Below are 21,185 nucleotides of genomic sequence, written 5' to 3'. Positions count from 1 at the left end.
ATTAGCGTGATAATAAAGGCAAACAGTTAACGCTATTGGCCCGATTACCGGCAAGGGAATCTGTGCGATCGCGTCAAAATGTTGCTAAAAAGTTTCTGCATATGACAAAAAATGAGAGGCATTGGCGGTTAACGTAATTAGCGCATGAATAGTGTGTTGCAGGAGGAGGTAAACAATTTATAATTCGTCGTTCAAATTTCCGAGGTACTGCACATGAATTCGCTAGGCAAAAAATTATTTATCGCACTGTTCGGCCTGATGGCAATTGGCGCAATTGGTGGCGTGATGGTCGCGGGTTATGCGGTGGTGATTCAGGACGACGCCAAACCGGTCAGCGATAGCGACGCCCCTTCCGTAGTTCCGGCGCCGTCTTCGACGTCAGCGCACTGATTCACCGCCAGACCGCTGCTGCCACCGTTGCAGCCAGCGGCTCCAGCGTTCAAACAGCATATCCACGCAAATCGCCAGCAGCGCGACAATCACCGCGCCCTGCAAAACATACGCCGTATTAAAGCCGCTCAGACCGATAATAATCGGCGACCCCAGGCTTGATGTCCCGACCGTTGACGCAATCGCCGCCGTCCCGATATTGATGATCACTGATGTGCGGATACCGGCAATGATCACCGGCGCGGCCAGCGGGATTTCGACCTTTCTCAGCATCTGCCAGCGGCTCATCCCGACGCCCTGCGCAATTTCGCGTGCCGACGCTGGCACCGATTCAATCCCGGCAATTGTGCCCTGCAAAATGGGCAGCAGGCCGTAAAGCACCAGCGCGATTATCGCCGGTTTTTCGCTAAACCCCATCACCGGCACCGCCACCGCCAGCACGGCGACCGGCGGAAAAGTCTGCCCCATCGCCACCAGCGTTTCGATCAGCGAGCGGAATTCCTTGCCCGCCGGACGCGTGACACCCACGCCCGCCGCCACGCCGATCACCACCGCAATCAGGCTGGAAACACCGACCAGCAAGAGGTGCGCTTCCACCAGCGAGGCGAAGCTTTCCTGCTGATACACCGGTCTGCTGAGCGCGGGAAACATCCAGTGAAACAGGCCGCCGAGCGACGTCATGCCGAAAATCAGCGCCAGCAAAAGCGCCAGTACCCAGATGAGAGGATCCGTGAGAACTCGCCGTAAGCCGTGTTTCATACAGCGTTCCCTGTCGTCGTCAGATCCGCAAAATGCAGCACACCGACCGGCTGCCCCTGCTCATCCACCACCGGCAGTTGCTGAACCTGTTGCGCGACAAATTTTGACAGCGCCTGGCTCAGGCTCATCGACGCCACCAGAGGTTTTTCATTACCGGCGTAATATTCGCCCTGACGTGTGCGCGAACCGACTTCCTGCAAGGACAGCAAACGAAGGCCCATATCGCTGCCGCCAAAGAAATCACGCACGAACGGCGTCGCCGGTTTGGTCAGCAATTCCAGCGGCGTACCCTGCTGCACCACCTGCCCGTCGTTGAGCAGCACGATGCGGTCAGCCAGCGCCAGCGCTTCGTCGATGTCGTGCGTCACCAGCACAATCGTGCGGTGCGAGAGTTTATGAATACGCGCCACTTCTTCCTGCAACGTCGCGCGCGTCACCGGATCGAGCGCGCCGAACGGTTCATCCATCAGCAGCACTTCCGGGTCTGATGCCAGCGCACGCGCCACGCCGACACGCTGCTGCTGCCCGCCGGAAAGCTGGTGCGGATAACGCGTGCGGAACTGTTTCGGATCCAGACTCAGCAGTTCGAGCAATTCGGTCACGCGGTCGCGGATTTTGGCCTTCGGCCATTTGAGTAACTGCGGTACGGTGGCGATGTTCTCTTCCACCGTCCAGTGCGGAAACAGGCCAATCGACTGAATGGCGTACCCCATCCGGCGGCGTAAATCCTGCGCGCGAAATTTTTCAATCGGTTCACCGGCAAAGAGAATTTCGCCGCGATCGTGCTCTTCCAGCCGGTTGATCATCTTCAGCGTGGTGGATTTCCCCGAGCCGGACGTCCCGATCAGCACGGTGAATTCGCCTTTGGCCATTTCCAGCGTCAGGTCACGCACGACCGCCTTGCCAGCGAAGTGTTTACTTACCTGCTTGAAATGAATCATCTGCGTGAGGTTTCCAGTATTGAGACTGCGAATTTAAAAATGCTGTCGACCACGACGGCCATCAGAACCGCGGGGATCACCCCGAGCAACACCAGATCCAGCGCGCTGCTTAACAGGCCCTGGAACATAATCGCCCCCAACCCGCCCGCGCCAATCAGCGCCGCGACCATCGCCATTCCGACGGTTTGCACCGCCACAATCCGGATGCCGGTGAGGATAACCGGCAGCGCAATCGGCATCTGGACGCGGAAAAAGACCTGCCCGCGGTTCATGCCCATACCGCGCGCGGATTCAATCACCGCTTCCGGCACGGAATCGAGCCCGGCAATCACGCCGCGCACCAGCGGCAACAGGGAGTAAAGCACCAGCGCGATAATTGCCGGGGCCAGCCCGATACCGCTGATCCCATGTTCGCCCAGCCACGGCAGCGCTTTTGCCAGCCCGGCCAGCGGCGCGAGCAGCAGGCCAAACAGCGCAATCGACGGCACGGTCTGAATAATATTGAGCACCGACAGCACCGGCCCGCGCCAGCGCACATGGCGGTGGCAGAGCAAACCGACCGGCAGGCCGATCAGCACCGCAGGCACCAGCGTGCCGAACAAAATCCCCAGATGCTGCCAGAGTGCGTCGTTAAAAACGTCTGAACGGTTGTCGTACTCTTTCAGCAGCGACAGCCCGGAAAGCTGGCCGTAAAACAGCAGCAAAACCACCGGGATCAGCATCTGGATATTGAGCAAAATGCGCAGGGTGTGATTGCGGGTAAAACGGGAAATGGCGTCGGAGGCAATCAGCAGACACAGCGCCGCTGCCGCCCAGAAACCGCCGCCGAGCGAGGTGCGCGCAATACTGTCTTCGTTGCCGCCGGTCAGTTGTACCGCGGTATATCCGGCCAGCCAGACCAGCGCCGCCAGGAGAATTTCTGCCAGCAACATCACCAGCAAATGGCTGCGGCCAAACAACGTAAGAAAAGCGCTCACCACCAGCAATATCACCGGCAGAAGCACGAAAAAGGTATAGCCGTGGAGCAACGAGGCCAGCGAAATGCCCTGCCCCGACACCAGGCGGTTAGGCGCATGGCTGAGAAAGGCCAGACCGGAACCGGACAGCAATAACAGGAAAACCAGCGTCAGCAATACGCGGTTTTTAACGGGTGAATGATGAGCCAAAACGTTACCTGATTTCAGTGAACACGGCCCGCAGGCCGCATTCAGGGCGTCACTGCCCGGTTATTTTTTAACGAAACCTTTGTCCTGCAAATATTTCGCCGCGACCTTTTTCGCATCCTGACCATCGACCGCAATTTTCGCGTTCAGCGTTTGCAGCGTTTTGGTATCGAGGGAAGCAAAGACCGGTTTCAGCAGATCAGGAATGTTCGGATGCGCTTTCAGCGCGGCTTCGCGGATGATTGGCGCAGGCGCATAAATGGGCTGCACACCTTTCGGATCTTCCAGCGTTTGCAGGCCGAGCGCGGCCACCGGGCCGTCGGTGCCATACGCCATCGCCGCGTTCACACCGGACGTTTTTTCCGCCGCCGCTTTTATAGTCACCGCCGTATCACCGCCCGCCAGCGACAACAGTTGTTGCTGATTCAGCTTGAAGCCGTAGGCATTTTCAAACGCCGGCAACGCATCCGGACGCTCAATAAACTCCGCCGATGCCGCCAGTTTGAAATCCCCGCCGCTGCTGATGAATTTGCCCAAATCGGCCAGCGATTTCAGGTCATGCGCACTCGCCACATCCTGACGCACCGCGATAGTCCAGGTGTTATTCGCCGGTGACGGATCAAGCCAGACAATCTTGTTCTGGTCGTAATCGAGTTTTTTCACTTTATCGAAACCGGCCTGCGCATTTTTCCACGCCGGATCTTTTTCATCGGAGAAGAAGAATGCGCCGTTACCTGTGTATTCCGGATAAATATCGATTTCCCCGGCGGTGATCGCACCGCGCACCACTTTGGTCGTCCCCAGCTGCAATTTATTGGTGGTGTGAATGCCGTTGGCTTCCAGAACCTGAATAATGATGTTACCTAGCAGGGAACCCTCGGTATCAATTTTCGAGCCGACACGAACGGCATCCTCTGCGGCCTGTGCGCTGAAACTCAATGCCGAAACCAGCGCCAGCGCTGCCATGGAAACGCCCCGTACTCGCCCAGTTGTTACAGTCATGTTCTATCCTCTTATCGGGTTATGTTGGTTTTTGTCGCCCGGCGACTGCTCTGTCTTTCTGCTTTCATCTGAATAAACAAGCTGCTAACAAGAATAGTCCAATTTCGCGCAGGGGAATGGATGGTGAGCCATAAAAGCAGGCAGCGGTAGCTGAGTAAAATGCAAAAATGTTCGAAGCTTATCCGGTAAAACACTGAGCCGGAATCTTCTGTTTTCCCTTTAATAAGGAGAGCCAGATGTCCGTTTATTCACCGAAAAGAACCGCACCACGCATGATTGAAGCCGCCGTGGTCAGTGATAACCATCAGCTCAAATTTGAAAAGTTGCGCCTGAGCGCGCCGCGCCGTAATGAGGTGGGTGTCCGCATCGTTGCCTGCGGAATTTGCCACACCGATATCAGTTTTTTCTCGCCGGGCGCTGTTTTGGGCCACGAAGGCGCGGGGATTGTCGAGCAGATCGGCAGCGCGGTGACGACGGTAAAACCGGGCGATCACGTTGTGCTGTCTTTTCAGTCATGCGGCCAGTGCGACGCCTGTTCCGCGCACCGCCCGGCAGACTGCGAACATTTTTCTACGCTGAACTTTGGCTTCTCCCGCCTTGATGGCAGCAGCGCTTACCCTCCGGGCATCAGCGGGCATTTTTTCGGGCAATCCTCATTTGCCAGTTACGCGCTGGTCACGGAACAAAATCTGGTGAAAGTCGGTAAATCGCTGCCACTCGCCACGCTGGCTCCGCTCGGCTGCGGCCTGCAAACCGGTGCGGGTACGGTAATGAATACGCTGAAAGTGAAAAAAAGCGATCGTCTGCTGGTCATTGGCACCGGTGCGGTAGGCATGGCGGCGGTGATGGCGGCAAAAATTGCTGGGGCAAAAGAGATTATCGCCCTCGATCAGCATCAGCACCGGCGGGATCTGGCGCTGGAACTGGGCGCGACAGAAGCCATGAAAACCGGAAAGGAGCGTAGTCTGCGCGAAACTCTGGATTACGTTATCGATACGGCGGGCGTTTCCGCGCTGGATAAACTCGGGCAGGACGCGCTGAAAGACGGCGGCACAATGGTACGGCTGACCGGTACGGGCGGGGCAACGCTTTCGCGCGGGAGGAAAATACTCAGCGTGATCCAGGGCGACTCCGTGGCGCAGGCGTTCATCCCAAAAATGATTACACTCTGGCAGGCCGGGCAATTTCCTTTCGACCGCCTGCTGCATTTTTACGACTTTCAGGATATCCGTCAGGCTATTGACGACGCCGCCTGCGGCAAGGTGATGAAGGCCGTTTTACGCTGGCCTGCGCAGGCTTAGATCACTTAGCTTTAACTTATAGCCATTTGTTTTTACGTATCGCTGAATCAGGACTTGTGACCGGCATCACCTCGCCTCTATGCTGGTTTTTTTGTCAAAAAGCGTAAACACAACAATGTCTGATTCAATTGCGGCCTCTCCCGCCGCCTCTTCAGGGGATTACAGCGCAGATTCTGCGTCTGACAAACCGGTGGTGATTCGTTCTGCTGCCGATATTACTCAGTTAGTGAACCGTGGCGCCGCGAAAATCAGCGACGCGCGCATCGTGATAGCTATCGCACTGGGCGGCGTTTTCCTCGACGCTTACGACCTCGGTGCGCTGGCCTTCGGGATGAAAGATATCACCCGCCAATTCGGCCTGACGCCTTCCGGCGCGGGCTTTGTCGCTTCCGCAATCACCTTCGGGGCGATTGTCGGCGCGCTTTTCGGCGGCTATCTGACCGACAAAATTGGCCGTTATCGTGTGTTCATGGCCGACATGTTCTTCTTTGTGATTGCCGCACTGGCCTGTGCCTTTGCGCCAAATGAATGGGTGCTTGGCGGCTCGCGCTTTGTGATGGGCCTCGGTGTCGGTATCGATTTACCGGTGGCGATGGCGTTTTTGGCGGAGTTCTCCAAACTTCAGGGGCGCGGCAATAAAGCCTCGCGCGTGGCGATGTGGTGCCCGACGTGGTACGCGGCGATCAGCGTTTCCTATCTGCTGGTTCTGCTGCTTTACGCGGTATTGCCGGCCACGCACACCGACTGGCTGTGGCGTTTAATCCTCGGTTTTGGCGCGGTGCCGGCGATTCTGATTATCGCGATACGCCACCGTTACATGAATGAATCGCCGGTCTGGGCGGCGAATCAGGGCGACCTGCAAAGTGCGGCGGCTATCCTGAGAAAATCCTATAACATCAATGCGGTTGTTGCCGATGATGCCGATAAAACGCCGCAGGTGAAAGTGCGCAAAGCGGCATGGCGGAATTACGGCACGCTGTTGCAGGGCATTTATCTGCGCCGCACCGTGCTGGCTACGGTGACCGCCGTCGCCTCGTCATTTGCCTACAACGCCGTGGCGTTCGGTCTGCCGGTAATTTTATCCAGCTTCCTGAAACAGTCGATGATCAGCACCATTTTGTTCTCGCTTGGCCTGAATCTGTGCTTCGCGTTTGTCGGCGGTCTGATTGCCGTGCGCTATGTCTCTAAATTTGGTGCATGGAAAATGACTTATGCCGGTTACGCCTGTCAGCTCATTGCGATGATCGGGCTGGCGCTGGTTGGCCGTCCGGCCGACGGCAGTGAAGCGGCAATTTCCATCGCCATGCTGGCATTGTTCCTGTTCGGCCAGGGATTCGGTCCGGGCTCGCACACCATGACATTCGCTTCGCTGAGCTACCCGACGTCGCTGCGCGGCATGGGTGTCGGTTTCAACCAGACGCTGATGCGCGCCAGTTCCACCCTTTCCCTGTTCCTGTTCCCGGTGCTTTCCGCCGCGTTAGGCACCGGCGTGTTTTGGGTGATCGCGTTAGCGCCGCTGGCAGGACTCATCGTGCTGACAGCGGTGCGGTGGGAACCGTCGGGGTATGACGTAGATGCTGAAGATTTTCAGCAGGAAATTAAACCAGTTTAGTTTTTGCCTTGCTCCTCCCCCTGCGAAGGGGGAGGTCGGGAGGGGGTTTTAAAAGCTAACGCCTTGTCTAAACAAACTTTAAATCTTGTTTTTGACCTTAATACCCCACCCCAACCCTCCCCTTCGCAGGGGAGGGAGCAGATCGGTATTCTTACTCATCTCTGTTAGAAAACTGAGAGAGTGACATCACATCACCGCACTCCTCGGCGCAAACACAAACCCGATTCCATTCTCGATCATCGCGGCGACCAGTTCAAATCCACCGTTCGGTTTCCCTTTTGCGTATTCCAGTTCACTGGTAAATATCGGGCTGACCCAGAACTGATTCACCGGGTCGCCGTAAATCTCAGGCAGGTCCATTTTATCGGCCGGTCCGCACAGTGCGGAGGAAATGACGTGGCCTTCGAAGCCCAGAGGTGCCATCGGAGACATCAGCGTGTGGCCTTCGCCGAGCCAGCTGAGCGTGGTCCACGGGATTTGCGCATAACCGGACAGCGCGCTCGCCATCTGCACGGCGTTTTCTTCGGTCACGTACTCTTTCCCGACGGAAAACGCCAGTTCAATGCGGCGATGCTTTTCGGCTTCATCGTTGAAAATGATGTCGATTTGGGGCATCGGGCGGATACTCATACCGACGGTGAAGAAGTAATAATTCTCATCGTCTTCGTGCTGGGAAATCGCCATCGGAGGCCAGCTGCCCTGGTTAATCAGGTAATATTTCAGCGAAGGGCCAAAGCGATCTTCGTAGGATTCGAGCAGTTTTCGCTGGATTTTCGGCCACGGATTGCTGAATTCATTTTGCCAGTCACGCCAGAAAAGACGGGTTTTTTCTGCCAGCTCACACTGCGTATTGGTCGAGGCAGACCCCAGCGGGAAGGTCAGCGGGTTCTGCGCGATGCACCCGGCGGAATAACACACCGAGTGATCGATATACAAACTCCAGCCGGGGATCACCGCCAGCAGCAAACCCTGATACCACAACGCCGCGCCGTCATCGCTTTCGTTCCACAGGATCTGAATCTGCGACGGATCCAGCGGCGCTTCGCCTTCCAGATTGCGGCAATAAGGCGCGGCCAGCAGCGGCGCGATGCCCTGTTCGGTGGCGGCGGTGTCATCGTGCAAAGGCGCAGGCACCAGATTACGCACCCAGCAGGCACGCATTTTCGGAAAGCGGTCACGCAGATCTTCCCGGGCGAAAATGTAGAAATACACCACGCGGTTGTCCTGTTCGACCAGCGCGGTCAGGGTTTGTTTGTCGTTACTGACTTCAGCAACAATGTCGGACTGGCGCATATGACCTCGGCAATATTAGGAAGCTTATTATTCCCTGTGATGGTCAGTGTAGAACGGATAAGCCAGCCCGATAACGGGCAATATTCCCAAAAATCCCCGATAAATCATCAAAACACGCGCTTTTTACGCGAATGCGGTTTGTTACCGGCAGAATTGATTACCGGCAATAAAGTCGGAACAGTTGTGCCAGATGTGCCGCCATCGGCGTCAGCGTGGTGTCACGCCGCTGAATGAGATAGAACGTCGCGGTCGGCAACGGCAGATCCAAATCGAGTGCCACCAGACTCTGGCCGATCACCGGATCGTTAATCACATCCACGGATAACACACTGAGGAAATCCGTTTTGGCAATCAGGCTGGTGCAGGACATAAACGTCTCGCAAATCACGCTGATATTCGGTTCCGCGTCCATCTCGCTAAACACTTCACTGAGCAGTTTGTAATAGCTTCCGCGCGGCGTCGGCATGGTCCAGTCGCAGTGAAGCAATTCTTTCATCGAACGCGCGTTTTGCATCGGGTGTCCGCGTCTGGCGACCACGCGGTACTCTTTATCCATCAGCTTTTCGTATAACAGTTCGTTATCAAAGGGACCCTGATAATAGGTGTTTACGGTAAAATCCAGCTCGCCCTGACGCAGTTCCGGGATCATCGACACCAGCTGGCCTTCTGCGATACGCACTTTCACATTGGGGAATTCCCGGTGAAAACGGTCGATCACCTCCGGCATTATGGTGCGCGCAATGCTGGCACCGACACCGATATTCACCCTGCCGCTGGTTCCGCCGAGGCGCTGGGCGATGTCTTCCTGCGCCACCCGCAGCTCTTCGAGAATCAGGCTCGCGCGTTTAAAAAACGCGTCACCACAATCGGTTAGCGTCACGCCCTGACGGCGGCGGACAAATAATCTCGCGCCCAGTCCTTCTTCCAGCTCTTTAATCGATTTGGTGAGCGCAGGCTGGGAAAGATTGAGCAGACGGCTGGCGGCGCGAATGCTGCCCTGTCGTGCCACTGACACAAACGCCCGCAGCTGATGCATTTTTATTTGTGATGGCATGAGATTCTTTGATAACCCCTGATTATCACTAAGAAGATTTTGGCATCTTATATGCCCTGATCGCTTTGTGTACATTGAAAAACACATAAGGCAGACGTTCGTCATAAAACGCTGACCGATACGACGGCAAAAATGCCGCGATGCAGTCCCTTCCGCCGGGCCTTTTCCTGCGGATTTTTCCTCCAAACGGCAACAAATTACGGGTTACTGGTTTGCGCTTCGCGCCTGCCGGTCTGGGTTTGTTGTGCCAGTTTTCGTGCTCCGGCGCGCACTCCCCCCAAACAAGATTTCCTCCTTTCTGCTTTTGGCAGAAAGCCTGCATATCTGTAAAAAAGAGAGTCCGTGATGGTTAATGAGATTTCTGAACACGTTGAACAGCTGTTCCCTGCCCTGCAAACACAACGTCGTGACCTGCATAAATATGCCGAATCCGGCTGGCTGGAATTTCGTACGTCCACGCTGGTGGCCGACCGGCTGGAGAAACTCGGGTACGCGCTGAAACTGGGCAAAGACGTTATCGATGCGGATTCGCGCATGGGTTTGCCTTCTGCCGCCGTGCTGGCCGAACACGAGCAACGCGCGCTGGAACAGGGCGCAATTGCCCGCTGGATGCCGCATTTTTCCGGCGGTTTCACCGGCATTGTTGCCACGCTGGAAACCGGACGTCCCGGCCCGGTGATGGGATTTCGCGTCGACATGGATGCGCTGGATTTAAACGAGGTGCTCGACGAGGCGCACCGTCCGTTCCGCGAAGGATTTGCTTCTGCCAATCACGGCATGATGCACGCCTGCGGCCACGACGGGCACACCACGATCGGTTTAGGCCTGGCGGAAGTGCTGATGCAGGCGCGCGATAAGCTTTGCGGCACGATCAAACTGATTTTCCAGCCTGCGGAAGAAGGCACGCGCGGCGCGAAATCCATGGTCGCGGCAGGCGTGGTCGATGACGTCGATTACTTCACCGCCGTCCATATCGGCACCGGCGTTCCGGCCAATCATATTGTCTGCGGCAACGACACGTTCATGGCGACCACCAAACTCGACGTGCGCTTCACCGGCGTGGCGTCGCATGCCGGTGGCAAACCGGAAGAAGGCCGCAACGCCCTGCTGGCAGCGGCGCAGGCCACGCTCGGTTTACACGCCATTCCCCGCCACAGCGGCGGCAGTTCACGGGTCAACGTCGGCGTATTGCAGGCAGGCACTGGCCGCAACGTAGTCGCCTCTTCCGCCATGATGAAAGTCGAAACGCGCGGTTCCACCAATGAGGTCAACGAATTCATTTATCAGCAGGCGCTGAAAGTGATTTCCGGCGCGGCCGAAATGCATCAGGTGAAATTCGACATCAAACTGATGGGCGCGGCGCAAAGCAGTAAACCAACGGCGGCGTGGGTCAATTACATCCATCAGCAGGCGGAAAAACTGGGTGAATTTGCAGAGATTATTGACCGTCAGGAAGGCGCGGCGGGATCTGAAGACGCGACGTACATGATGGAACGTGTGAAAGCGCGCGGCGGCGAAGCCTCTTACGTGATTTTCGGCACTGACCTGAGCGCAGGGCATCACAACGAGCTATTTGATTTCGATGAAAAAGTGATGATGCAGGGCATCAAAACGCTGGCCGCACTGGCGCTGAATATCGCTGAATTCAAAGGGGAAAACTGATGGCTGCTCAGCAAACGATTGTCAATTTCATCAGCGATTTTATCGATAACCAGCAACCGGCGCTGGCGGAAATCAGCGACGCTATCTGGGATCATCCGGAAACCCGTTTCGCCGAATCGTTCTCTTCAGCATTGCTGGCAGACAAACTGGAAGCCAGCGGATTTACGGTTGACCGCGGCGTCGGTGGCATGGAAACGGCGTTCATCGCCAGCTTCGGCAGTGGCAAACCGGTGATCGCCCTGCTCGGCGAATTCGACGCACTGGCCGGGCTGAGCCAGAAAGCCGGATGCAACACCGCGCAACCGCTGATCGAAAACGGTAACGGCCACGGCTGCGGGCATAATTTGCTCGGGACGGCGGCGCTCGGTGGCGCGCTGGCGGTAAAAGCCTGGATGGAACGCGAAAAGATTCAGGGCACGGTGCGGTTTTACGGCTGTCCGGGCGAAGAAGGCGGTTCCGGCAAAACGTTTATGGCCCGCGAAGGCCTGTTTGGTGACGTCGATGCCGCGCTGACGTGGCATCCGGAAACTTACAGCGGCATGTTCAGCAACCAGACGCTGGCCAATATTCAGGCGTCGTTCAGCTTCAAAGGCGTGTCCTCACACGCCGCTGCTGCGCCACATCTGGGCCGCAGTGCGCTGGACGCCGTGACGCTGATGAACACCGGTTCCAACTTCCTGCGTGAGCACATTATTCAGGAAGCGCGGCTGCATTACGCCATCACCAATGCGGGCGGTATCTCGCCGAACGTGGTGCAGGCCGATGCGGAAGTGTTATACCTGGTTCGCGCACCGCAGATGGATCAGGCGCAGGGGATTTTCGACCGCGTAGTAGATATCGCCAAAGGCGCGGCGCTGATGACCGGCACTACGATGTCGATGCGTTTTGATAAAGCCTGTTCCAATTACGTGCCGAACCGCACGCTGGAAAACGCGATGTATCAGTACGTTAAAGCATTTGGCGCACCGCAGTACACGGATGAAGAACAGGCGTTTGCGGCGTCAATTCGCGCCACGCTGACGGACGAGGATATCGATAACAATCTGCTGAACATCTCCCGCACCAGCGGCGCAGAAGGGATGGCATTTGCCGAAACGCTGCGCACGTCACCCCTGACCGACGCCGTTGCGCCTTATGCACCGAACAGCAATATTCTCTACGGCTCCACCGACGTCGGGGATGTCAGCTGGCTGGTGCCGACCGCTCAGTGTTTCAGCCCGTGCTTTGCGGTCGGTTCGCCGCTGCACACCTGGCAGATAGTATCGCAGGGGCGCACATCAATCGCACATAAAGGCATGTGTCTGGCGGCAAAAGTGATGTCCTCCACGGCCATCGAGCTGTTCACGAAGCCTGATTTACTCGCGGCATGCCAGAAAGAGCGAGACGTCCTGCGCGAACGCCGTCCGTATCACTGCCCTATTCCGGCGGGCGTAAAACCTTCGCCACTCAAATAAATCACGACGAGTAAACCGCCCGCTCATGCCCCGTTCCGGCAGAGACGGGCGGCATAAATATAAAAAAATCAAACACGACAGAGGGTTAAGAGATGAGTATTGAAGCACAAGACTCCGGCCAGAGCCCGGGAGGTTTTCTCCAGTGGGTAGAACGTGTAGGTAATAAAATTCCCAATCCGTTTTTGTTATTTGTTTATTTGATTGCCATTCTGATGGTCGCCAGCGCAGTGATTTCGTGGCTGAATATTACGGCGGTAAATCCGAGTAACGGCGAAGTTATCCACGTTAAAAATCTGCTGAGCGTGGAAGGTATCCAGTGGATTTTGCCGAACGTGATTAAGAATTTCAGCGGATTCACCCCGCTTGGCTCGATTCTGGCGCTGGTGATCGGCGCAGGTCTGGCGGAGCGCGTCGGGCTGCTGCAAAGCCTGATGTATAAAATGGCGTCGAAAGTGAACGCCCGTTATGCCAGCTATATGGTGATTTTTATCGCCTTCTTCAGCCACATTTCGTCCGACGCCGCACTGGTGGTGATGCCGCCGCTGGGCGCACTGATTTTCCTGGCTGTCGGGCGTCATCCGGTGGCCGGTTTGCTGGCGGCGATTGCCGGTGTGGGCTGCGGCTTTACGGCAAATCTGCTGATTGTGACCACGGACGTGCTGCTTTCCGGGCTGAGTACCGAAGCGGCAAAAGCGATTAATCCGGCGGTTCAGGTCAGCGTTATCGATAACTGGTATTTCATGGCTGCGTCAGTAATTTTACTGACGATTGTCGGGGCCATTCTGACCGACAAATTTGTCGAACCGCGTCTGCCGGTTTATCGCGGCGAACGTAACGAAGAGATGAAGAAGCTGACGCCGGAACAGAACCGCGGCCTGATGGCGAGCGGGATTGCGGCGCTGGTGTTCATCGGGCTGGTCGCGCTGCTGGTGATTCCGGAAGCCGCACCGCTGCGCAATCCGAAAACCGGCGGCATCATCCCGTCTCCGTTTATTCAGGGCATCGTACCGCTGATCATTTTGTTCTTCTTCGTGATTTCGGTGCCTTACGGCATGGTGACGAAGCAAATCCGCAGCGCCAGCGATGTGCCAGATTTGCTGGTTGATCCGATGAAGTCTATGGCCGGTTTTATCGTGATGGTGTTCCCGCTCTCCCAGTTTGTGGCGTTTTTCAACTGGAGCAATATGGGAAAATTTATGGCGATCGGGCTGACGGATGTGCTGGAAAATCTCGGTATGACCGGTATTCCGGCGTTCCTCGGGCTGATTTTCCTGTCGGCATTGCTGTGTATGTTTATCGCCAGCGGCTCGGCGATCTGGTCGATTCTGGCACCGATTTTCGTACCGATGTTTATGCTGCTGGGCTTCCATCCGGCATTCGCGCAGATCGTGTTCCGCGTCGCGGATTCCTCAGTGATCCCGCTGGCTCCGATGTCGCCGTTTGTACCGCTGTTCCTCGGATTCCTCCAGCGATACAACAAAGAGGCGAAACTCGGCACCTACTATTCGCTGGTGCTGCCGTACCCGATTGTATTTTTCGTGGTGTGGCTGCTGATGCTGGTTGGCTGGTATCTGCTGGGTTTACCGATCGGACCGGGCGTTTATCCGCATTTATAAGTTCAGGAAGGCAAGCGGCCCATGCGGCGCATCGCGCGATGCCATGAGCCGTTTCTGACCGCCCAGCGCAGGATGCCTGCGATGCGGCGGGTGCCAAAACGAATCGTTTTACGCTTAACCGGGGAAAGGGAAATCCCCAGTTGTTCCGCCGCCCAGCCGGGCAAAAGCTCGATACCGGCCTGAATCATCAGGCTGCCGACCGGTTTAGCCAGACGGCTTGGCGCAGGCGCATTACGCAATAACCGCACAACTTCCTGCGTTCTTTCATCGCAGCGCAACTGAGGCCGCATGGCTTGCAAATAGGCTTCTACCGCCGCAACGCTGTCGGGCACATTCACCGCCCCGAGGCTTTCTGCCACGCGGGCGAATTCCTGGTAATAGCGATCCTGTTCGGTTGAACTGAGTGAAGGATTGCGGTAACGCAGATGAGATTGCAGAAAGCTGTACGCTTCCGCGACGTGTACCCAGACCAGTAAATCCGGGTCGCTGGCAGCGTAAGGCGTGCCGTGCGCATCGGTGCCGGTCACGTGCAGATGAATGAATTTTACTTTTTCGATGAGCGCCGTGGCATCACGGGTCGGGGCAAATGTCGTTCCGGAAATAAACTGACTGGTGCGGCGCAGGCGGCCGAGCATGTCTTCGCGAAATGAGGAGTGATCCCAGACACCGGCGAGCGCCAGCGGGTGAAGCATTTGCAGCAGCAAGGCACTGACACCGCCGCAAAGCATCGAAGAAAAGTCTCCGTGAATTCGCCAGGTTACGCTTTCAGGGCCAAACAGCCCCGGATCGCCCGCAGGATTCTCGAAGTCTATACCGCCTAACGCCAGGCCCGAAATACTCAGCACCTGGCGTTCTATTCTCTTTCTTAATAACTGCCGAAAATCAGACATCCGTTAGTGCGCAGCAGTGATTTGCACGGTGTTTTTTGTCAGTTCCGGCCACAGGTTCATGACCACGTCGATCAGACGATTAAGCTCAGCCGCCGTTGCGCCATCGCGCGCCTGGACAGAGAAACCCTGAATGGTACAGGCGAGGTATTTCGCCAGCAGGGCACTGTCCGTCACCGCAGCCAGATTGTCGCTTTGTTTCTGTTTCTCGAAATATTCGAACAATGTCCGTTCCTGCGACAGATGGTGCTCACGCAGCATTTCGGCAATATCCGCGGAAGATGAAGACATCCCGGACGATGCGCTGATCATGAAGCAACCGCTCGGTGTATCACAGTCAGTAAACAGGTTTGCAATGGCACGCAAATACTGGTCAATAGCCTGCTCCACGGACAAATCAGGTCTGCTCAGCAGACAGCGTCCTTTTTCGTAGAAATTTTTAACGTAGTGCTCAACGGCTGCGCGGAAAAGCCCTTCTTTATTACCGAATTCGGCATACAAAGTTGGCGCTTTTGCACCGGTTGCTTCGACCAGATCAGCTAATGAAGTGGCCTCGTAACCATGGCGCCAGAATAAATTCAGGGCCTTGCTCAGAGCAGTTCCACGGTCGAACTGTTTTGGGCGACCGCGACTTTTCCGGACCAAAGCCGTCTGTTCAGTGCTCATACACCCTCCTTCCATCACCATTGTGATAATGGTTATAAAAATTGTTTTTAGAAATAACTTAACGATCATTATTAAAAATAGTTGCGCACAAGTCCAGCGGAGTTTATTATTTAATTATCGAGCGATAAGAAAATCACTCACACCCGCAAAGCTGCACAGCTATAAGCGCTTTATAAAAGCAAAATACCCAGGACGAAACATCATGAGTAACTTCAAAATCCTTCTTGCAGTTCTGGCATTAACCGCTGTACCGGTTGCCAATGTTGCCGCACAGCAGGTTATCATGATGCCAGTACAGAGTCAGGAAGTGGCGATGGTCAATGTGACCGGTGACAGTAACTTCTGTAACCCGGCAACCTGTACGAACAAAAAAGTCGCGCAGAGCCGTATTTCCACTTCTCCGTCTCAGCCACCTGCACCAATGACTTCAGGTCATAAACCGGCTTCCATTTACTACTAAGGAAACCGGCCCTGACGACAGAATGTCTGAGCAGGAATAACGATAAGGCGGCATTTGCTGCCTTATCTTTTTTCTAAGCCGACCCTAGTTTTAACACCCTCTCCCGCCGGAACCAACCATTAACTTAGCGATCATTAAAGATTCATTCAGCACAATATTGGATAAGCCCGAACTCCATCTTTCAGGTGAATCATTTTAAAAACATAAATTTAACAAAACAAAAACAACAATGCGCTTTGGTGTGATGTTCGTCACAGCACAATAAGTTAACGCTCATTAAAAAAACATCTTGCACAAACCCTCAACACCCCTTACCATTTACTTATCGAACGTTAAGTAATAAATAACGTTGACCGAATAACGGGGCTGACGAAAACGCCACTCCAAAAAAAATTAACGAACAGGAATACAAATCATGAAAACTATCGCAATGACAATCGCTGCTCTGACACTCGCTACCGCTTCTTTCTCTGCTCTGGCAGCCACTGAGGTTCAGTCCGCTCCGGCAGGTGAACAAACTATCGGGACTATCAGCGCTTCTTCAAACGGTAACCTGACGACTTTGCAGTCAAAACTGAATGCGAAAGCGACCGAAGCCGGTGCATCTTCATACCGCATCATCGGTGCTTCTGGTGAAAACCACCTGTACGGTACTGCTGAGCTGTACAAATAAGCACAACGACATTCGTTAGCAGATTGTTCCGCACAATTAGTTAACGATTAATAAATAAATAAGTTGCACAGAATGTGATCCAGGTCTAAGATTTAATTATCGAACGTTAACAAATAACGTCTGACCTAAACCACCTGCTGATAAACAGATTAAAACAGGAAGAAATCATGAAAAACATCACTATGACATTAGCTGCAATCGCCCTCGCTACCGCTTCATTCTCAACTCTGGCTGCGACTGAAGTTCAGTCTGCACCAGAAGGCCAACAGGCAATCGGTGTGGTAAGTGCTTCTTCAAGCAATGATTTGTCAAGCCTGCAAAACAAGCTGAACGCTAAAGCGAACGAAGCCGGTGCAAGTTCATACCGCATCATCGGTGCTTCTGGTGAAAACCACCTGTACGGTACTGCTGAGCTGTATAAATAAGCACGGAGTACGACTTGAAAAGGGTAAAGCGGCATTTAGTTAACGATTAATAAGCTAGATGTTGTATCGGACAGAAGACAGCTTTGCACATTAAATGAACGTTGATGACAACGCCTGGCAAAGCGCAATAAACGAATTGAGGAAACCATCATGAAAAACATTACTATGACTCTCGCCGCCATCGCACTGGCAACCGCATCATTCTCTACCCTGGCAGCGACTGAAGTTCAGTCCGCTCCGGCTGGTCAGCAGGCGATTGGTGTCGTCAGCGCGACTTCAGGTAACAGCCTGAGCAGCCTGCAGGACAAACTGAATGCTAAAGCCAGCGAAGCCGGTGCAAGTTCTTACCGTATCATCGGTGCGTCTGGTGACAACCACCTGTACGGTACAGCTGAACTGTACAAATAAGAGTCCTCAGCAGTAAGCAGAAGAGGCGGCGTTTGCCGCCTTTTTCGTGTCTGCGATTTGAGGAGACCTTTAAATTGATCCCGCCATACAGGGATTTCTCCCTGCTTTTCTTTTGCAGCACCTCTTACAAATCAGTTCGCTGAGCTTTTGAGCTGGTTATCCTGCTCGTGTTGCTCCAGCGCCAGTTCGATCAGACGCGTGATCAGATCACTGTAGTTTAAGCCGCTGGCCGCCCAGAGTTTCGGGTACATGCTGATGTTGGTAAAGCCCGGCAACGTATTAATTTCGTTGATAACGACGTCACCCTGTTCGGTCAGGAACACATCGACGCGCGCCATGCCCCGGCATTCCAGCACCTGAAATGCCCGCAATGCGATGGCACGAATGCGGTCATGCGTCTCCTGCGGCAAATCGGCGGGAACGGCAATCGATGCGCCGGCTTCATTAATGTACTTGGTGTCGTAGGAATAAAACTCGTCGTGCAGGATGACTTCGCCGCATACGCTGGCCTGCGGGTAATCGTTGCCAAGTACCGCGCATTCGATTTCACGGCCTTTAATCGCGGATTCGACCAGCACTTTATGATCGAAACTGAATGCTTTTTCCAGTGCAGTAATGAAACCTGTTTCGTTGCTCACTTTGCTGACGCCGACGGAAGAACCCTGATTGGCAGGCTTAATAAACAGCGGTAAGCCGAGCTGCTTAGAGACTTCAGCAAACGTATATTTCTGGCGATTCGCACGGGTCAGGGTGACAAAGGGTGCGACGGACAAACCGGCATCCCGCAGCAGACGCTTGGTCACATCTTTATCCATGCTTACAGCCGACCCCAACACGCCGGAACCGGCGAACGCAATGTTTGCCATGCGCAGCAGTCCCTGCAATGAACCATCTTCGCCCAGCGTTCCGTGAACAATCGGGAAGATGACGTCCACCTGCGACAATGCGCTGGCACTGTGCGTTTCAATCAGCTGATTTTCAGTTTGCCCCGGAATGAGCGCGACCTGATTATTCGAGCGGTTGAGGGCAATCAGTGACGGATTTTCAGCATTAATCAGGTAGTTACTGGCGTCATTAATATGCCACTCGCCTTTCTTATCGATGCCCAGCAAAGTCACGTCAAAGCGTTCTTTATCAATGGCATCCACAATATTTTTTGCTGATTGTAATGACACTTCGTGCTCTGCCGATTTGCCGCCAAAAATGATGCCTACCCGTAATTTACTCACCTGCTGCTCCTTGTCGCCAGCCTCACGCTGGCGGCGATTTTTCTGTGTACGACTAATCAACGACAAACAATTTAGCCCCGACGGGGGTTGAGGAACGGTGCGCTTCCGCGTTATCCGCCACCTGATAACTCATGCCCGGCGAGAGAGTAAAGGTGCGGCCATCTTCCAGGCGCGTGTGCAATTCCCCTTCCAGGCAAAACAGCACATGCCCTTTACTGCACCAGTGATCGGCCTCGTATCCTGCGGAATATTCGACGACCCGCACGCGGATATCGCCAAATTTTTGCGTACGCCACAGCGCCATACCAGTGTCGCCCGGATGTTGTGTCGGCGTTACGTCGCTCCAGTCAGTCGTGCAAAAAGGGATCGCATCAAGCTTCATGAGTTTCTCAATGTCGGAAAAGGAAGGAAAGCCAGCATAAAAGTGAGCGGTAAATTTATCAATCGCTTGCTGAAAACAATTCGAAAACCCTTTCGCCGCAAAGTTAAGTAAAGGCGATTGTTCTTAGAGACAGGCGGTAGCCCGCGGATGGCAAGGCCTGCGCGCAAGCCGCTAAAAAGCCCGAACCTCATGTGTTGCATGAGATGTCTGTGAGACAGAGTTCACGTTTTATCGACTATGCTTATTGGCAGTGAGATGAAACAAGCGTTAAGAAGCAGGCCAAAGGCAGTAAATCGAACGCACCTCAATTCCAACGCGCTGATGACATTATCCGGCGCGCCACAAAACAAGGAGCAACAGATGCCATATCAGACGATAAATCCTTTTAATAACAAGCTCATCAAAGAATATCAGACGCACAACGACAAGCAGGTTGAACAAGCCTTGTCCACCGCGCATGCCCTCTATAAATCCGACTGGGCACAGGGAGATATCAAACAGCGGATCAAAGTGCTGCATAAATTGTCCGAGCTGATGGCTTCCCGTGTCGATGAACTGGCAGAAGTGGTCAGTGTAGAGATGGGCAAACTCATTGGTCAGAGCCGTGGCGAAGTGCAGATTTGCGCCGATATTGCGAAATTCTATGCGGAAAACGCCGAGGAATTTCTCAAACCTGTGCCGTATAAATCTGACCTCGGCGAAGCCTGGGTCGAGCATCATCCGATTGGCGTAATCATGGCGGTCGAGCCGTGGAATTTCCCGTTCTACCAGCTGATGCGTGTGCTTGCGCCGAATCTCGCATCCGGTAACAGCGTGCTGGTAAAACACGCCAGTATCGTGCCGCATTGCGCAGAAACCTTTGAGAAGCTGGTTTCTGAAGCCGGTGCGCCAAAAGGTGCCTATACCAATCTGTTTATTTCTCAGGATCAGGTCGCATCGATCATTGATGACGATCGCGTTCAGGGCGTCGCACTGACCGGTTCGGAAAAAGCCGGGGCGATTGTGGCGGCGCGCGCAGCCGGGAAACTGAAAAAATCCACGCTCGAACTGGGCGGGAATGACGTCTTCGCGGTACTGGATGATGCCGATATTGATCACGCCGCCAAAGCCGGTGCTCAGGCGCGTGTTTCCAACGCCGGGCAGGTTTGTACTGCCGCCAAGCGCTTTATCATTCATGAAAAAGTGGCCGATGAATTCCTGAAAAAATTCACTGAACACTTCAAGGCACTGAAAATCGGCGATCCGCTGGATAAATCGACCACGCTGGGGCCATTGTCTTCAGCCGATGCGGTGAAAACGCTGAGCAAGCAGGTAGACGATGCCGTGAAGCACGGTGCAAAACTGCATTTCGGCGGCAAGAAAGTGACGGGGAATCCGGGCAACTTCTTCGAGCCAACGATCCTCACACACATCACGCGTGATAATCCGGCTTACTTCGAGGAGTTTTTCGGCCCGGTTGCGCAGGTTTATATCGTCAAAAACGACGAGGAACTGGTGAAACTGGCCAACGACTCGCACTACGGCCTCGGCGGTTCGGTATTCACGACCGATCTCAACCGCGCCCGTAAGCTGGCGAGCCAGATCGAAACCGGAATGGTATATGTTAACTCACCAACGGATACCGCCGCCGAGCTGCCATTCGGAGGGGTAAAACGCTCCGGTTTTGGCCGCGAGCTGTCAGATCTGGGGATCAAAGAGTTTGTGAACCAAAAACTGGTGGTGCTTGCCGCCAAGTCTTAATACCCGTTTGCACCGCCCCGTAACACTTCCCTCTCCGCCCGGAGAGGGAAATTCCCTCCCTCCGCCAG

Annotated in this window: 20 protein-coding genes and 1 pseudogene; 11 read left to right on the top strand and 10 right to left on the bottom strand. The window is 54.6% G+C overall.

The annotated features are described in order from the left end of the window. Positions 1 to 213: 213 nt before the first annotated feature. Positions 214 to 315, top strand: a pseudogene (locus GW579_RS23925) (hypothetical protein); the annotation flags it as partial. 63 nt (positions 316 to 378) lie between these two features. Here GW579_RS23925 and GW579_RS13925 read toward each other — a convergent pair. From GW579_RS13925 to osmF, 4 genes are read right to left on the bottom strand one after another with little or no spacing between them, the layout of a single operon-like run. Continuing rightward, positions 379 to 1,149, bottom strand: coding sequence for an ABC transporter permease (locus tag GW579_RS13925; protein WP_165059552.1), 771 nt, complete (start codon positions 1,147 to 1,149; stop codon positions 379 to 381). Further along, entirely contained in the window at positions 1,146 to 2,090 is a 945-nt protein-coding gene (locus GW579_RS13920; protein WP_152325526.1) for an ABC transporter ATP-binding protein, read from the bottom strand. Before GW579_RS13920 ends, GW579_RS13925 begins: the two co-directional genes overlap by 4 nt. Then, complete coding sequence (locus tag GW579_RS13915; RefSeq protein ID WP_165059550.1) at positions 2,087 to 3,256, bottom strand: ABC transporter permease; 1,170 nt, start codon at positions 3,254 to 3,256, stop codon at positions 2,087 to 2,089. Before GW579_RS13915 ends, GW579_RS13920 begins: the two co-directional genes overlap by 4 nt. Before the next feature lie 60 nt (positions 3,257 to 3,316). Then, positions 3,317 to 4,255 (bottom strand): glycine betaine ABC transporter substrate-binding protein OsmF, encoded by a 939-nt coding sequence (osmF, locus tag GW579_RS13910; protein ID WP_152325524.1) that lies wholly within the window; start codon positions 4,253 to 4,255, stop codon positions 3,317 to 3,319. 236 nt (positions 4,256 to 4,491) lie between these two features. Between osmF and GW579_RS13905 the strand changes: the two genes are divergently transcribed. Further along, positions 4,492 to 5,556 carry an NAD(P)-dependent alcohol dehydrogenase gene (locus GW579_RS13905; protein ID WP_152325523.1) on the top strand — a complete coding sequence of 355 codons (1,065 nt, stop codon included), beginning with the start codon at positions 4,492 to 4,494 and terminating at the stop codon, positions 5,554 to 5,556. Positions 5,557 to 5,671: 115 nt separating this feature from the next. Beyond that, complete coding sequence (locus tag GW579_RS13900) at positions 5,672 to 7,168, top strand: MFS transporter (protein WP_165059549.1); 1,497 nt, start codon at positions 5,672 to 5,674, stop codon at positions 7,166 to 7,168. Positions 7,169 to 7,354: 186 nt separating this feature from the next. Here GW579_RS13900 and GW579_RS13895 read toward each other — a convergent pair whose 3' ends face one another. Together GW579_RS13895 and GW579_RS13890 are read right to left on the bottom strand one after the other, a co-directional pair. After that, positions 7,355 to 8,461, bottom strand: coding sequence for a suppressor of fused domain protein (locus GW579_RS13895; protein ID WP_152325521.1), 1,107 nt, complete (start codon positions 8,459 to 8,461; stop codon positions 7,355 to 7,357). A gap of 157 nt (positions 8,462 to 8,618) precedes the next feature. After that, the gene (locus GW579_RS13890) at positions 8,619 to 9,515 is read right to left on the bottom strand and encodes a LysR family transcriptional regulator (RefSeq protein ID WP_152325520.1); all 897 of its coding nucleotides are present in this window, start codon (positions 9,513 to 9,515) and stop codon (positions 8,619 to 8,621) included. Between the two features lie 345 nt (positions 9,516 to 9,860). Between GW579_RS13890 and GW579_RS13885 the strand changes: the two genes are divergently transcribed. The 3 genes from GW579_RS13885 (at position 9,861) to abgT (ending at position 14,247) form a co-directional block, all read left to right on the top strand. Next, positions 9,861 to 11,177 carry an amidohydrolase gene (locus GW579_RS13885; protein ID WP_165059547.1) on the top strand — a complete coding sequence of 439 codons (1,317 nt, stop codon included), beginning with the start codon at positions 9,861 to 9,863 and terminating at the stop codon, positions 11,175 to 11,177. After that, a complete protein-coding gene (locus GW579_RS13880) occupies positions 11,177 to 12,631 on the top strand; it encodes a M20 family metallopeptidase (RefSeq protein WP_165059545.1) in 1,455 nt (484 codons plus the stop codon). The genes GW579_RS13885 and GW579_RS13880 overlap by 1 nt, the downstream gene beginning before the upstream one ends. Positions 12,632 to 12,723: 92 nt before the next feature. Next, the gene (abgT, locus tag GW579_RS13875) at positions 12,724 to 14,247 is read left to right on the top strand and encodes a p-aminobenzoyl-glutamate transporter (protein ID WP_165059543.1); all 1,524 of its coding nucleotides are present in this window, start codon (positions 12,724 to 12,726) and stop codon (positions 14,245 to 14,247) included. A gap of 2 nt (positions 14,248 to 14,249) precedes the next feature. Here abgT and GW579_RS13870 read toward each other — a convergent pair whose 3' ends face one another. Both GW579_RS13870 and GW579_RS13865 read right to left on the bottom strand, forming a co-directional pair. After that, positions 14,250 to 15,137: an oxygenase MpaB family protein gene (locus GW579_RS13870; protein ID WP_165059541.1), complete on the bottom strand. Its 888-nt coding sequence runs from the start codon at positions 15,135 to 15,137 to the stop codon at positions 14,250 to 14,252. Positions 15,138 to 15,140: 3 nt separating this feature from the next. Further along, a complete protein-coding gene (locus GW579_RS13865; protein ID WP_165059540.1) occupies positions 15,141 to 15,800 on the bottom strand; it encodes a TetR/AcrR family transcriptional regulator in 660 nt (219 codons plus the stop codon). Between the two features lie 202 nt (positions 15,801 to 16,002). Here GW579_RS13865 and GW579_RS13860 point away from each other — a divergent pair, with 202 nt between their 5' ends. The 4 genes from GW579_RS13860 to bhsA (GW579_RS13845) all read left to right on the top strand — a co-directional run bounded on the left by GW579_RS13860 (position 16,003) and on the right by bhsA (GW579_RS13845) (position 17,766). Then, entirely contained in the window at positions 16,003 to 16,260 is a 258-nt protein-coding gene (locus tag GW579_RS13860) for a hypothetical protein (RefSeq protein WP_152325514.1), read from the top strand. 415 nt (positions 16,261 to 16,675) lie between these two features. Next, on the top strand, positions 16,676 to 16,933 hold the full coding sequence (bhsA, locus tag GW579_RS13855; RefSeq protein WP_165059538.1) for a multiple stress resistance protein BhsA: 258 nt from the start codon (positions 16,676 to 16,678) through the stop codon (positions 16,931 to 16,933). A 167-nt stretch (positions 16,934 to 17,100) separates the two neighbouring features. Next, entirely contained in the window at positions 17,101 to 17,358 is a 258-nt protein-coding gene (gene bhsA / locus GW579_RS13850) for a multiple stress resistance protein BhsA (protein ID WP_013576350.1), read from the top strand. A 150-nt stretch (positions 17,359 to 17,508) separates the two neighbouring features. Next, positions 17,509 to 17,766, top strand: a complete 258-nt coding sequence (gene bhsA / locus GW579_RS13845; RefSeq protein ID WP_152325512.1) for a multiple stress resistance protein BhsA — start codon at positions 17,509 to 17,511, stop codon at positions 17,764 to 17,766. Positions 17,767 to 17,897: 131 nt separating this feature from the next. On the opposite strand, the gene ddlA is transcribed toward bhsA (GW579_RS13845), so the two are convergent. Both ddlA and GW579_RS13835 read right to left on the bottom strand, forming a co-directional pair. Continuing rightward, complete coding sequence (gene ddlA / locus GW579_RS13840) at positions 17,898 to 18,995, bottom strand: D-alanine--D-alanine ligase (RefSeq protein ID WP_165059536.1); 1,098 nt, start codon at positions 18,993 to 18,995, stop codon at positions 17,898 to 17,900. Between the two features lie 52 nt (positions 18,996 to 19,047). Continuing rightward, a complete protein-coding gene (locus tag GW579_RS13835; protein ID WP_165059534.1) occupies positions 19,048 to 19,377 on the bottom strand; it encodes a DHCW motif cupin fold protein in 330 nt (109 codons plus the stop codon). Between the two features lie 360 nt (positions 19,378 to 19,737). Between GW579_RS13835 and GW579_RS13830 the strand changes: the two genes are divergently transcribed. Further along, positions 19,738 to 21,117, top strand: a complete 1,380-nt coding sequence (locus GW579_RS13830) for an NAD-dependent succinate-semialdehyde dehydrogenase (RefSeq protein ID WP_152325509.1) — start codon at positions 19,738 to 19,740, stop codon at positions 21,115 to 21,117. The last annotated feature ends 68 nt before the right edge of the window (positions 21,118 to 21,185 follow it).

The sequence above is a fragment of the Rahnella contaminans genome (assembly GCF_011065485.1).
Taxonomy (GTDB): domain Bacteria; phylum Pseudomonadota; class Gammaproteobacteria; order Enterobacterales; family Enterobacteriaceae; genus Rahnella; species Rahnella contaminans.
The sequence above is the reverse complement of the archived record's forward strand: the minus strand, read 5'-3'. Positions and strand labels throughout refer to the sequence as shown.